Annotated in this window: 11 protein-coding genes and 1 pseudogene; 11 read left to right on the forward strand and 1 reads right to left on the reverse strand. The window is 37.0% G+C overall.

Annotation, left to right across the window (positions count from 1 at the left end; translation table 11 throughout):
- Positions 1-82 precede the first annotated feature (82 nt).
- From GNT69_RS18660 to GNT69_RS18705, 10 genes and pseudogenes are all read left to right on the forward strand, one after another.
- On the forward strand, positions 83-1,324 hold the full coding sequence (locus GNT69_RS18660) for a Zn-dependent hydrolase (protein WP_203556494.1): 1,242 nt from the start codon (positions 83-85) through the stop codon (positions 1,322-1,324).
- A 378-nt stretch (positions 1,325-1,702) separates the two neighbouring features.
- On the forward strand, positions 1,703-2,500 hold the full coding sequence (locus GNT69_RS18665) for an enoyl-CoA hydratase/isomerase family protein (RefSeq protein ID WP_203556495.1): 798 nt from the start codon (positions 1,703-1,705) through the stop codon (positions 2,498-2,500).
- Between the two features lie 267 nt (positions 2,501-2,767).
- Positions 2,768-2,999 (forward strand): annotated as a pseudogene (locus tag GNT69_RS26265) (transposase zinc-binding domain-containing protein); the annotation flags it as partial.
- Positions 3,000-4,070: 1,071 nt separating this feature from the next.
- A complete protein-coding gene (locus GNT69_RS18675) occupies positions 4,071-5,324 on the forward strand; it encodes a hypothetical protein (protein ID WP_203556497.1) in 1,254 nt (417 codons plus the stop codon).
- A 347-nt stretch (positions 5,325-5,671) separates the two neighbouring features.
- Positions 5,672-6,811 carry an acyl-CoA dehydrogenase family protein gene (locus GNT69_RS18680; protein ID WP_203556498.1) on the forward strand — a complete coding sequence of 380 codons (1,140 nt, stop codon included), beginning with the start codon at positions 5,672-5,674 and terminating at the stop codon, positions 6,809-6,811.
- A 105-nt stretch (positions 6,812-6,916) separates the two neighbouring features.
- Complete coding sequence (locus tag GNT69_RS18685) at positions 6,917-8,200, forward strand: CaiB/BaiF CoA transferase family protein (protein WP_203556499.1); 1,284 nt, start codon at positions 6,917-6,919, stop codon at positions 8,198-8,200.
- A gap of 228 nt (positions 8,201-8,428) precedes the next feature.
- Positions 8,429-10,399 carry a sigma 54-interacting transcriptional regulator gene (locus GNT69_RS26070; protein ID WP_203556500.1) on the forward strand — a complete coding sequence of 657 codons (1,971 nt, stop codon included), beginning with the start codon at positions 8,429-8,431 and terminating at the stop codon, positions 10,397-10,399.
- A 231-nt stretch (positions 10,400-10,630) separates the two neighbouring features.
- The gene (locus GNT69_RS18695) at positions 10,631-11,785 is read left to right on the forward strand and encodes an acyl-CoA dehydrogenase family protein (RefSeq protein WP_203556501.1); all 1,155 of its coding nucleotides are present in this window, start codon (positions 10,631-10,633) and stop codon (positions 11,783-11,785) included.
- Positions 11,786-11,938: 153 nt separating this feature from the next.
- Entirely contained in the window at positions 11,939-12,493 is a 555-nt protein-coding gene (locus tag GNT69_RS18700) for an adenine nucleotide alpha hydrolase family protein (RefSeq protein WP_203556502.1), read from the forward strand.
- Between the two features lie 17 nt (positions 12,494-12,510).
- On the forward strand, positions 12,511-13,443 hold the full coding sequence (locus GNT69_RS18705; protein WP_203556503.1) for an electron transfer flavoprotein subunit alpha/FixB family protein: 933 nt from the start codon (positions 12,511-12,513) through the stop codon (positions 13,441-13,443).
- Here GNT69_RS18705 and GNT69_RS18710 read toward each other — a convergent pair.
- On the reverse strand, positions 13,331-13,672 hold the full coding sequence (locus tag GNT69_RS18710) for an FAD-dependent oxidoreductase (protein WP_203556504.1): 342 nt from the start codon (positions 13,670-13,672) through the stop codon (positions 13,331-13,333). The two genes, GNT69_RS18705 and GNT69_RS18710, sit on opposite strands and share 113 nt — an antisense overlap.
- Before the next feature lie 188 nt (positions 13,673-13,860).
- Here GNT69_RS18710 and GNT69_RS26075 point away from each other — a divergent pair, with 188 nt between their 5' ends.
- A complete protein-coding gene (locus GNT69_RS26075; protein ID WP_343206522.1) occupies positions 13,861-14,337 on the forward strand; it encodes a ferredoxin family protein in 477 nt (158 codons plus the stop codon).
- Positions 14,338-14,352 lie beyond the last annotated feature (15 nt).

The following is a 14,352-nucleotide window of genomic DNA, read 5'->3' on the forward strand; positions in this document are numbered from 1 at the left end:
TAATTATATGATGATTACATTCGTATAAAACCTGTATAATATAAGAATTAGGGTCCAGAAACTAAGGTTAGGAGATATCTGTATGGATAGAAAGCAAAGATATCAGCTACTTTTTAATAAGATTAATCAGTATAACTCAGGTGATAAGGGTATTACAAGAGTCGCCTATACAAATGAAGAACAAACTTGTACCCACGCTTTTATGCGTATGTGTAAAGATGAAGGATTAGATATTCGGATGGATCAATGTGGAAATGTGATTGCTAGAAGAGAAGGAAGGATTAAAGGGCTTCCACCTGTATTAATGGGATCGCATTTGGACACTGTTTATCAAGGTGGCAAATATGACGGTGTAGTTGGTGTTACTGCTGCATTAGAAGTGGTTAAACGAATGAATGATCAAGGAATTGAAACAGATCATCCAATTGAAATTATTTCATTTGCTTGTGAGGAGTCTTCTAGATTTGGCGTTTCGACAGTGGGAAGCAAAGCAATGGCGGGAGTATTTGATAAGGAGAAGGTCAGATATTTAAAAGACCGTGATGGAGTTACGATGGAAGAGGCATTTTCTTTATGTGCTCTTGAGATTGATAATATTCAATATGCGAGTAGAAACGGCGAAAATATAAAGGCTTTTTTTGAATTGCATGTCGAGCAAGGTCCGGTATTAATAAATAATAACAAAAAAATTGGAATCGTTACTGGAATAGCGGCTCCGGTGAGGTTGTCGATAAAAATAATCGGAACACCATCACATTCAGGCACGACCCCAATGGATATGAGACAAGATGCGCTTCTTGGTGCTTCAGAAATCGCTTTGGTATTAGAGAAAGCAGCGTTAATTGAGCAAGATTATGGAACGGTGGCAACTGTTGGGGTAGTTGATGTTCATTTTGGTGCAATGAATGTCGTACCAGGTGAAGTTGAAATTAAAGTTGATATACGCTCGACGTCAGTCGATTCTAGACAGAGGGTGTTAGACCATTTATATCAAACGATTGAATTAGTACAAAGAAATAGACAGCTAACAATCATTAGTCAAGAAATAATCTCTGAGGAACCAGTATTGTTATCTACCGAAATGATTGAAGTAATGGAAACCGTATGTAAGAAACAAGAGATTGCTTACCAATTGATGGCAAGTGGAGCAGGGCATGATGCGATGAACATGGTGAAACTATGTCCTACGGGACTAATCTTTGTTCCTTCTGTAAATGGTCTCAGTCATCATCCTGATGAATATACGGATCTTGATGACATATTACTTGGTATTGAAGTGTTAGAAAAAGTGATTCTTCATTATTCGAAATTCGAAAACAACTAAAAGTGGTGTTCAAAAATAATAAAAGGGCTCCAAAGGTCAGTTTTTTGACTCTTTGGATAGCCCTTTTATTGTTTTTCGCTCGTCTTATCTTCCCCTACAAAACTCCACATTCCTCAAAACTTCTTCCTAATCACTATAAATACACATTTTGGGAAAGGTATTTTTAATTGAACAGATTTATACAATTTTGCGCAATTTATAAAACAGTTTTTAAAAATCATCTAGGTATGACAAGGTCTGACTGGTTGGTATAATTCTTGCATTTTAAGTACATATAATCCAATTAATAAATTGCAAACAGGTAAGTAGATGAATTAGCAATTCTGAAATTTTAATTGGAAAAACCATTAGTATAAAAAGACTAAAAGAGGTGTAAGGATGTTAAAATTACCAACAGTACTTTTTGAAAATGAAAACGGAATTGCAACAATTACAATGAATATTCCAGAAAAGGGAAATCCGGTTAGTGGAAATAGCTTAAGTAACGATATTGAGTATTGTATCGATGAGTGTGCTGCTGATCAAAGTGTCCGTGTTGTCATTTTACGAGGGGCGGGAAAGAATTTTAGTGTCGGTGGTGATATTAATTGGATGAAAGATGCACTTGATTCTGGCAAAGAAATAGACTATGAACCGATATTAAAAGGGTGGCAAGGAGTGTTAACAAAGTTTAAAACTTTACGGAAACCAATCATTGCTTCAATTCAGGGTGCGGCAGCTGGAGGGGGATTAGGTCTGGCTTTGGCATGTGATTTTAGAATTGCAACGGAAAAGTCAAAATTTGTAGCTGCCCAAACAAATATTGGTTTAGTGCCTGATATGGGATGTGCTTACAATCTTGTTCAAATGGTGGGGGCATCTAAAGCGCTTGAACTAATGATCACAGGAAAAATTATCACAGGGCAAGAGGCACTGGACTTAGGAATTGTAAGCCAGGCGGTACCAGTCGAGCAATTGGAATCTGCAACGATGGAGTTGGCTAATAAACTAGCAAAAGGCCATACAGTGGCCTATGGAGCACTAAAAGCGATGGTTTATTCGATTTCCTATGGAGGCTATGCAATGAATTTCCAGAATGAGGTGGAATTCATTGAAAAATGTTCTAAAACGGAAGATCATCAAGAGTCGGTTGAAGCATTCTTAGAAAAGCGATTACCTGTATTAACGGGAAAATAAGGAGAATTATGGTTTAGGTGAATGAATGTCACTTTCATTATTTTTAGAAGAGAATTGTCATTGATAAATGACTGTGCATTCTAAAATGATAGAAAGTGGCTTTTTGACTAGGAAAGAGTATAAATTTTTCAAATTAATACTTTCCTAACACAACTACGCCTCTGTCTTCGCCTTTAAAGCTCGCCAATCGGCGAGTTTTCTTAAAAGATAAGAAAGTATAAAATTTTGGGTCTACCACAGTCATTCATGCTGTGGTATTTTCGTTTTATGGAGACGAACATTTTACGACAAATTTTTTTCGATAAACACCAACATTGGGAAGCTTTTAAAAGAAAACACGGTGCTAAAAATCCGTCCCATTGTAATCAAGGGTGATTGTGGGGACATTAAAAAAGGGTGTAAGCTTTTTATATGTGCAGGCTGTCATGATGTTCGAAAAGTTCCATATCGATGTAAAGGTCGTTTCTGCACAACTTGTTCTTTTGGTGAAAGCGAAGACTAACTGAGGATGTTCTGTAATCTTTACGAATCTTCACGATGTTCAGCCCCTCAAGGTCAAGGTGCTTAAGCGTTTGTAAGCTTTGGCATCGGAAATTTTAATCCGAGTACTGGGTAAAAGCACGGATAATTTTTTTGGTTTTTTCGGAATAGGTCATTTATGAAGATTTGACCGAAGGGATTCGTAGGCTTTTTGAACGATAATGCTAGTAACGGGTTTTTTAATCCAAGTACTCGTATTAAAAACACCAAATTCCCTTGATATATTGCTAGTACTCGTAATAAAACGCTGTAAAAAGAGGGTTTAATTCAAGTACTAGCAATAAAACGAGGCCAGAAGGTCGATATAATCCCTGTACTAGCAATAAAAAACGGTCAAAAACCGGTTTAATCCAAGTACTAGCAAAAAAACATAACCTATTGTATGAACTATCCACCTCTTTAATTCGAGTACTGGGAATAAAAAGCCCCTCATTTCATAATCAAACGAGTTGTTAATTAATCATGGAGAACTATGTGGGTGGTACGTTTATTTTTTGAAAAAATCATTCATGTCCTTCTGTGAACATTTGGCGGTTTATTTGGCGATTATTCCCTTATAACCCGAAAAAAACGTAAATTTAACTAGAATATATAACATTGGATAAAAGGACCGGGCGGTTTTTGCCCGGTTTTTCTTTATTGAATCCGAATTGATTCTTTTTAATATTTTATAAATATACACATACATTTGCGTAAAACTGTCAACACCACTTGAACAAAAATCCACACTTCATTTAACAGTTTTAATATCGAACAAAAAAAGAGGCCATTAAACAAAGCTTTTTTTAGGTTGGCATAATAATTGCAAATAAAGAGTTGAGTTTGTTTAACAAATATTCAATAGGAGGTGAAGGAGTTCTTAAATCAAAGATTGTGTCGGAAATACTAACGCAGAAAAGCGAAAAGGAATGAGCATTAAAGTAATAAAGTCTCCAAAAACAAGTTTTTATTAGGTAATAGGAATTGTTTGTATTTTGTAAATGGTAGAATGCACTATTTATTAAATTTTCTATTTGGAAGGAGAATTATGATGGAAGAGTACGTAATCAAAAGGCGTATTAAACATCCACTTTTAATGGGATCTGTAGTTTTTCTAGCTTGTATAGTATTTACAGTTATTTATTGGCCGATATGGGGATTATTAGTAGATGGTATTGCAACGAGACTGGCAGGAACAGGACTCGCACTCGCTGATCCTGCTGTTGCTAATAGTTACGTAGTTGCTTTTGCAGAAGGAACTTTTTTCTGGATGATCATCAATGGATGGTGTTGGACGGCCTTAGTTTTTGGTTTATATGGGAAGTACAAGCGTTCAAACCTTCAGCCATATGCTGGCTTAAGATATTTAGGTATTACAATGTTAATTGGTGCAGTTGCATTTATTGTATTTGCGGGCTTTTTGGGAATGTGGTGGAAACCATTTAGCTTCTCGATTTTATTTACTCCTCAAACTGCTGAGCAAGTGCAGCTTGCTATAATGGGATGGAATGCGATAAATTTCTTTTCATTAGCGATATTAATCTGTAACCTTCCAGCGGTAGCAGTGTTTCACAAATGGCCTTTTGCAGGAAACCTTAAAGCGCCATGGGATGGCTTTGGTGTCTTTATGTTTGGAACTGTAGCCGCTTTAATCCTTTGGATTGCTATGATTGTCCCTAGCTTTATGAAATTTTCACTTCTTGGAGAAGAAATTGTATCACAACCGTTTGGAACATGGCCTGGCTTCGTCGCTTTTGCCCAAGGGTTCTTGTTCATGATGCTTATACCTGCTGAAGGGGGAGAGGGGTATCCAAATAAGTTATTTGCGAAAAAACAGCCTCTTCAAGCAATATTTGGATTAATTCTTGCTATTATTTCCGGTTTCGTTCTTCCTAAAATTGTAGCATCAATCATTGCACCATTTGATTTGCTTCCTGGTCAACCTGTTGAACTTGTAACGGCATCCCTTATTTTATCATGGGTATTAGTTATGTTAACATGGCATCATTTATTTGATGATTATCCTGGAGCAAATCTTGTATCAAATACTGCAGCAAGAGTTTTGGCGCGTGTAGCTATTTTTATCGTAGTTGGATCGATTGTAGGGGTTGTTTGGTTAAAAACATTCCACTTACTACCATTTGGCAGTAATGACTTTGGGTTAGGATTCCCCGGTATGGGAGTTATTGCCGGACAGTTTGCTTGGATAATGCCAGTTGTTATTGTTAATACATTTTTTGATAAATGGCCTTTCGCTTATAGAGTTCGTAAAGAAAAACCTTTGGAAGGTAAAAAAGTTTCCTGAACATATTAGTATGGGGCCGAATCAAGAGGATTTGGTCCTTTTTAATGTCTGGAAAGTATAACCAGCTTTGTATAAAAGTGTTTATGATTCGATGAACATTTTTGCACAGTCGATTTAACAACTGAACAGTGATAAACATTTATTTTACATATTTAATAGCTTTTTGTATTTTGGCATAGAAGTTGCAAGTTAAGTAAGTGTTAAACAAACTTATCTTTGTATTCGGGAGGAGGTTTAGTTAAGTATCATTTAACAGTTTGTGGAAATGTATGGTTAGATGGAAATTAGATTCATTCTAGTATTGACGAAAAAATGATTCTTAGTTTTTTCGGCTTAGGAGGAATGGTATGTCTTATTTTTTATCAGAGGAACAGGAATTAATTCGAAAGGCAGCAAAGGAATTTGCAGAAACAGAAATTAAACCGAAAGCAAAGGAATTGGATGAAACACATGAATTTCCATGGGATTGGGTTAATGAATGTGCTGAATTAGGGTTTTTGGGTGTTTCTATTCCTGAAAAATATGGAGGAGCAGGGGCAGACTGCTTAAGTGAGATGCTTATCATTGAAGAAATAGCTAAATACTCTGGCTCTTTAGCACTTATTATTGATGCTCATACCTCTTTAGGGTGTATGCCTTTATTACATGATGGTACGGAAGAACAAAAGCAAAAGTATTTAATCCCGGCAGCCAAAGGAGAAAAGTTAATGTCGTTTGGGTTAACTGAACCAGGCGCTGGATCTGATGCTGGCGGAACTCAAACAACTGCAGTATTGGATGGAGATGAATGGGTTCTTAATGGGACAAAATGTTGGATTACAAACATAGGTGCTGCCAAAACGTATATAGTTACCGCAAAAACAGATTTAGATAAAGGGAATAGAGGAATTAGTGCCTTCATTGTTGAGGCAGGAACACCTGGTTTTGAAGTTGGGAAACCGGAAAGAAAAATGGGGCTGAACAATTCAAATACGGGTGATCTTTATTTTAAAAACTGTCGTATACGTAAGGAAAATCTTTTAGGAAAATTGAATAAAGGATTCCCAGTATTTTTACGTGGACTGGATGAGGGGCGCCTCGCAATTTCCGCGATGGCAGTTGGAATGGCTCAAGGTGCGCTGGAACTTGCGACTGTATATGCCAAGGAAAGGGTTCAATTTGGCAAGCCGATAAGCAGCTTCCAAGGGATTAGTTTCAAATTGGCGGAAATGGCGATAAACATAGAGGCAGCAAGAACAATGTTATACAACGCTGCAAGATTAAGAGATGCTGGTTTGCCATATTCAAAAGAAGCGGCAATGGTTAAAGCGTTCTCATCTGAAATGTGTGTTGATGCATGTGATAAGTCCCTGCAAATACATGGAGGCAATGGCTATAGTAAAGAGTTAGAAATCGAACGCTATTACAGGGATGCTAAGTTATTAACGATTGGTGAAGGAACATCAGAGATTAATAGAATGGTAATTGCTAATCATCTTCTTGCTTAACAATTCTATGTCTAGTATTGGTTATGTAGTAATTTTTGCTATATATACTTTCGCGGATATTATTGTCACATAAAAAACTAAAACAACATAAAAGGAGAATGAACCATGGAAAAGAGAAATAAAATTATTCCTGATTTTGGACCATTAAGAGGTGTTCGTGTTTTATCTCTAGGTAGTATTGTAGCAATGCCGCATGCTGCAAATATGATGGCTGATTTTGGTGCTGAAGTAATTAACATCGAAAGACCAAAGGTTGGTGATACCTACCGAGTATTAGCTCCTTTTATTGAGCATGAAGGTAAAAAAGTTAGTACCTCTTGGGCGCAAGATGCTCGAAATCGATTAAGTATGACACTAGATGCAAACCTAAATATTCCAGAAGTTCGTGAGATTTTCTTAGGATTAATTAAGGAAGCGGATATTTTCATGGAAAATATGGTTTGGTTAGATAAGTTTGGAATTAATGATCAATTACTTCTTGAAACAAATCCAAAACTTGTTATCGTCCATGTTAGCGGATACGGAAGACCTGAATTTGGTGGAGATCCTAAAGTATGTGATAGAGCCTCATATGATATGATTGGGCAAGCTTATAGTAGTTTTATGAATTTAAATGGTGACACTGACAGACTACCAATGGTAACAAAACCGTGGACAAATGACTATGTTTCAGCTCTTACTGCTGCGTTTGGAGCCTTATCAGCGTATATCAGTGTACAGGAAACAGGGAAAGGGCAAGTAGTGGATGTTGCACAGTTTGAAGCAATGGCAAGGATTTTATCTGATACGATTGTATCTTATACAGAAGCGGGAGTACTAAAGCAAAGATCCGGCACAAATGCAACCGCATTCCAACCTTATGGGTTATTTCAATCAAAAGATGATCGCTATGTAGCTATTGGGGCATTTGGTCCAGGAGTATACAAACGATTTGTACAAGCGCTTGGATTAGATGTTGAGTATTACAACTTTAAAGATTGTGCGTCATCTACAAATGCTGTTTCATCTGAAAAAGGACAAGATTTAGCTAATAAAACAATTCAGTGGTGTTTAGACAGAACATCTGATGAAATTGTTGAACACTTAAATCAATTTAAAGTCGGATGTGCAAGGGTGAACACAGCTGAAGATGTTGTCGAAGATCCACATTGGATTGACAGAGAAAACTTTGTCGAATATGAAGACCAAACAATCAATAAGAGTATTAAAGCGTTTGGAATTGTTCCAAAGATGAGTGAAACACCAGGACAAGTTTGGAGAGGTGCTCCTAAGGTCGGTCAAGATAATGAAGCGATTTTAAGTAAGCTATTAGGCTTTTCCGATGAAAAGATTCGGGAATTGGCTGACAAGGGAATCATCGAAGTACAAAGGGAATTGGAATTAGTGTAACTAGTATAAACAGTACTTATATCCAAAGCATTCGTTGGGACTTCTCATCGAATGCTTTTTGCTATTCTCACAAAAACCTAACAATTATCCGTAATATTGTGATGGAAATCACATAGATTCACAAATAGTTTGGTATTTATTCTTAGGTTTAACATTTTTCTCATAAAAAAGCCTATATCCGAAGGGGTATAATTAATATGAATTCACATGATTGGAGTGAGTATTGGAGTGTGTATCAGCTACAATGAATCCTCTACTAAAAAGAATAAGGAAATCTTTTTTCAAAGTGGCGTTGTCGACAAAGAAGTAAGATTAGAAATTGCACAATCATGGAAACGCAGCAAAAATTATCAATTAGACCACACTAAAACATCTATTACACATCCTTCAAAAACCGAAAAAAATGCCGTTGGCACAATGGTTACAGATTACTTACGGGATTATATACTCCCCAATATTATTTCGAATTTGTATGAATCATTAGAAACACATAATGGAGCATTATTTTATGCTTATGAGAATGGCATTGTTTTTTCACAACGGGGCAATAAAGAAATGCTTAAATATTTAAATTCTTTAAATTTAGGAATCGGGAGTTGTATTTCAGAGGAATACATTGGAACCACCAGTATGGCATTGATAAAGGAGGTTGATCAGGAAGCCTGGGTTATTGGTGAAGAACACTATTTAGATTTTTTAACTCCTTTTGCTACCCACTGTTTTTGTTCGAATAATTTTAATGAGAAAGTTTATACTTTTATTATTTTACCAAAGGATAAATTCACGGACTTATTTCTATCTTATGCTAGAATGTTTCATAATTCGTGGAAGTCAAAAATTGAAAGTTACCGGAACGCATTAGAGTTATACATGAAGAACGAAATATATGATCAATTGGTACAAAGTAATGAAAAGGCTATTCTTTTTGTAGACAGATTTGGGAAAATTATTAATGCCAATGAATTATTTGTAAAATGGTTTCAAGTAGATTTACATAAAATCAAAGAGGAAGATTGTATAAAATTATTTCCGGGATTGAAGAAGGCGCTAACATGTCTTAATAATGGCAAAAAAATTAATTTTGAAGAAATCATTATAGAAAACGCCCCAACTAATAAACAATTCTTACGTATGGATGTCATTCCGATGAATCGAAACAAAGTAATTTCGGGCCTGATTATTATCTTGCAAGACAGTACCTCGATTCGGAAAAGGTTAAATAAATCTTCCCATTCTCAAGCTTATTATACTTTTGACAAAATATTGGGCGAATCAAAAGTAATGAAAACAATGAAACAAAAGGCTACCGATGCCTCCCATAGTAGCAGCTCTATTATCCTTACTGGAGAGAGTGGTACGGGAAAAGAGCTTTTTGCCCAGTCAATACATAATGAAAGTTCAAGACGAAATGGTCCGTTTATAGCGATAAATTGTGCTACCGTTCAGCCTGAGTTAATTGCCAGTGAATTATTTGGCTATGTAGATGGTGCTTTTACTGGAGCTAAAAAAGGTGGCTCGATGGGGAAATTTGAATATGCAGATCAAGGAACCCTTTTTCTAGATGAAGTTGGGGAATTACCTTTATTTGCCCAAACAATGTTATTAAGAGTTTTAGAAGAACGTAGAGTCACTAGGGTTGGCAGCAATATTTCAACACCGGTTGATGTTAGGGTTATCAGTGCGACAAATCGAGATTTGAAGAAAATGGTAAAAGAGGGGACGTTCAGATTAGATTTATACTACCGAATCAATGTGATTCATCTCCATTTACCGCCGTTAAGAGAAAGAGTCACAGATATTCCCATTTTAATCAATTATTATCTTCAATATTTTAATCGCATATTAAAGAAAAATGTCACAGAGATTTCTTCTGAGGCACTTTGTAAACTAGTAAGTTATTCATGGCCGGGAAATTTAAGAGAATTAAGAAATATGGTTGAATGTAGTGTGAATATTACTAAGAACAATACTTTAGAATTATGTGATTTGCCGTTAGATATTCTAAATAATTTTGAAGATGACGGATTCCATGACGAAGAAATAATAAATGAGTGTAAAGATGATTTTCATAATGGGCAAAGAAAAATAATTATCGACTTAATGCTCAAATATAATGGGAATAAATCTTTTGTTGCGAAAAAATTGGGGATTTCTCGAAACACTCTGTATAAAAAGCTAAAAACTTATAATATCTCATAAAGGATGCAACGAGCTTAAATCGTTGCATCCTTATTGTTCTTATTCGTACGTAAAACGTATTGTTCATTAAGAAAATATTCGTGCATAAATGAACAAAATTGAACAGTTTGTTTTATCAAAATTACACACTAAAAAATAAAACCTCATCGTTTTAAGGGTTAAGGAGTTGGCACGGATAGTTGCATCTATATTTAGTGTAAAAAATAAAAAAGTTTGCAGGAGGAATAAAACATGGATTACAGCAGAACCGAAGAACAAGAACTGTTAATGGAAAGCGTTAGGGAGTGGGTGGCAAGATATCTTCCTGAAGAAGTTGTGAGGAAATCTTATGAAGATTATAACTTTCCAGATGAAGTTTATAGATCCTATTTAGATGCGGGATTTGGATACATGGGGCTTCCCGAAGAATTAGGTGGAACGCCAACCGATGTCCAAACATTAGTGACGCTAGTTGAAGAAAGTACAAGAGCAGCTGGGGCAACACTTCCATTCTTTTTGGGCACGTTGACAATGCATGATATGTGTGAATTTGGAAATGAAGAACAAGTAAAATTTGTCATGGACAAGTATCAAGAATCTGGTCGCTGCTGCTTATCAATCGCTATTTCTGAGCCAGGGGCTGGGTCCGATAATTCTGGAATGACGACGACGGTTAAGCGTTTAGGAAATGGAAAAGTAGTCATCAATGGTCAAAAAACATTTGTAACAAATGGAGAAATTAATCCGTATGTTCTTGTTATCGCGAAAGATGAAGATCCATCGCCTTCAAATAGAAGCATGTCGATGTTCTTTTTATCAAAAGACACACCTGGAGTAAAAACGGCTCCACTACCAAAAATTGGACAAAAGACCATTCCGTTCTGTGAAATGTATTTTGACAATGTGGAACTGGATGAAAGTGCTCAGGTTGGTGAAACTGGAAAAGGCTTCATAAACTTAATGAAAAATTTTGAAATAGAACGCTTGCTTGTTGCAGCTCACAGCTTAGGTCTAGCGCAAGCGGCAATGGAAGATGCTGCTGCTTATGCTAATGAGCGTGTTGCTTTTGGAAAAACAATTGGAAGCTTCCAACAAATTCAAGAAATGCTCACGGATATGGAAATTAAGTTACAAACAATGAGACATCTATTATATAGCACAGCTTGGAAAATGGATAACGATATTCCTGTACGTTTGGATAGTGCTCTTGTTAAACGTTATGTTTGTAGGGCATCTACTGAAGTAGCTTCTGATGCGATGCAAATCTTCGGCGGTATTGGGTATACAACAGAATCAAGAACGAGCAGATTTTGGGAAGATTGCCGTGGTAACCAATTTGCTGGTGGTACAGACCAAATTATGGTTTACATCGCTGGTCGCCAAATTGTTAAAAAATATGCAAAGTAAGCTACTTAAATGGCTATAGACTATACCTTCTCAAACACTTTGGACGTCTTCAAAGCAAGTGTTTGAGGATCAAAAAAACTTTTTATCCATTTTAATAGATAAATACAAGAAAATGATTGAATGCTATTATTATATATTTTTTGAGGTGAGATCATGAATATTATTGCTTGTTTTAAAGTTGTCCCAGAAGAACAAGACATTACGATTATGCCTAATGGTGATATATCAACCGAAAAAGCAAAGCTTGCGGTTAGTAATTATGATTTAAACGCAATCGAAGCAGGAACACAGCTAGTGGAAGAGAATGGCGGAACATTGGCTGTATTAAGTGTTGGCCCAGCGAAAATCAATGAATCTAAATTAAAGAAAAATGTTCTATCCCGTGGACCAGAAAGTTTATATCTTGTTGCCGATGACAGCTTAGATCAAATTGATACCCATCAAACGGCGCAAGCGTTAAAAGCAGGAATTGACAAAATCGGAGAGTATGATCTTATCATTTGTGGCGAAGGGTCAGCAGACCTTTATGCAGGACAAGTCAGTTCCCAATTAGGAGAACTTCTTAACGTACCTAGTATTAATGGTGTAAGCAAAATCACTTTAGCTGATGGAAAAGCAATCGTTGAGCGGAAACAGGAAATAATTGAAGGCGATTCAGATGAAGCGATCCAACAATTTATTGAAAAAATTGCTGTAGGATTACGATAATAGGTAGGTGAAAAAAAATGACAGTATTAGTGTTAGCTGAAAAAAATAGTACTCTTTATGAACTTTCAAGTGGGGCTCGTCAACTGGGAAATCGTGTTGAAGCGATTGTGATTGGAGAAGCCCAAGGCGGTTTTGTAGACAAAATATGGAATATTCCTAGAAAAGAAGACGCAATGTTTGAAGATTATACAGAAACGATTTTTTCCATTGTTGAAAAGGTTAAGCCAAGTTTTTTATTAGTTGAACCGACAAAGCGCTGTAAAATCGTTATTGGTCGTTTGGCTGCTAAACTTGGTGCCAGTGTGATGGCAGATGTATCGCAGTTAATGAAAGATGGCGAAGCTGTGCATATGGTTTATGGCGGTGCAGCGATGCGCAAAGAGAAAGCGACAACGGCTACTGCGATTGTCATGGTTGGCTCCGGTGTCTTCGAAGAGTCAGCGCTTGTAACAGTGGATAGTGAACAGGAAACGGTTGAATTTATTGAGCCTGCATTCAAAATGAAAGTCGTGAACAGCGTGCAAAAGCCAAAAGCTGGCGCGGATTTAACGAAGGCAAAACGGGTTATCGGGGTTGGTCGTGGTCTTGCAGCGGAAGAAGATTTAGGAACGGTACGCGAGCTTGCGGAGGCGATTGGTGCCGAAATAGGATGTACTCGTCCAATTGCGGACGGAGAAGGTTGGATGCCAAAAGAAACGTACATCGGGGTAACAGGATTAATGCTGTCTCCAGATGTGTACATTGCGCTTGGAATCTCCGGGCAAATCCAACACGTTGTTGGAATCAATCACTCTAAAATCGTGAAAGCCGTGAATAAAGATAAAAACGCACCAATCTTTAAATTTGCACGAATGGACCACGTAAAACCGAATAAGAATCGCTTCCTTGTACACCGAGCATTTCTGAATAATAATCAACAGTCACATTGCTTTCTTCGGTCATCAGGCTGATTTTTTCTCTCGTAATTTTCCGTTCAACCGGAGCTTCCTCGGCAAAGTTCGGGATGATTTTCTCCAAACTGTGGCTATAAATTCGTCCACCAGTCATATTTTTACTGCCGGAGTAATTTCCTCGTTCAACTAACAGGACTTCCAATCCTTCTTTAGCCAATATATACCCGGCAACTGTTCCGGCAATCCCACCGCCAACGATGATGGCATCAAATTTTTCCTCTGACATTTTTAACAATCCTTTCGGTTCTCTTCCTTAGTTAAGAAGCAGAAAAACGAGCGCGTTTTTCTGCTTCTTCATATGTTAAAGTTGTTAATCAGGCAAACCGTGCGATTAAACGAGTACCTTATTAAAATGTTCTGTTAAAGCAGGGACTACTTTCTTCATGTCGCCTACAATTCCGTAATCATCAATGGTTGGCAGAAAAGGCGGAAGCAGATGTAACGATTTTAGCGGATGGCGTCAACTCTTTGCTTGCGCAAAAATTAGGATTTCGTGGCGAGTTAAAGCCAGAAGAAGTAGCAGTAGGCGCAAAAGAAGTCATAGAATTGCCAGCGAACGTCATTGAACATCGCGAAAGACGCTTTGAAAGGGGTGCGCTCACTATGAGTACAGTGAACGTCGATGAAAAACTAGGCATTGATAAATTTTATGTGGATGAAGAAAATGCCCATATCGTTTTAAAAAAAGGCAATATTGATCGGAAGGAGTTTCACAAACTTGTATTAGCCTGTCCGGCCGGGTTGTATAAAGTAGACGAAAAAGGGGATTTTCATTTCGATTATGCCGGATGCGTTGAATGTGGAACGTGCTGGGTATTATGTGGTTCAACTATTCTCGAAAAATGGGAATTCCCCGAGGGGACAATGGGAATCGAATTTCGCTGGGGATAAGTAAATAAAAAATGA

It is taken from the genome of Bacillus sp. B15-48, assembly GCF_016879755.1.
Taxonomy (GTDB): Bacteria; Bacillota; Bacilli; order Bacillales; family Cytobacillaceae; genus Mesobacillus_B.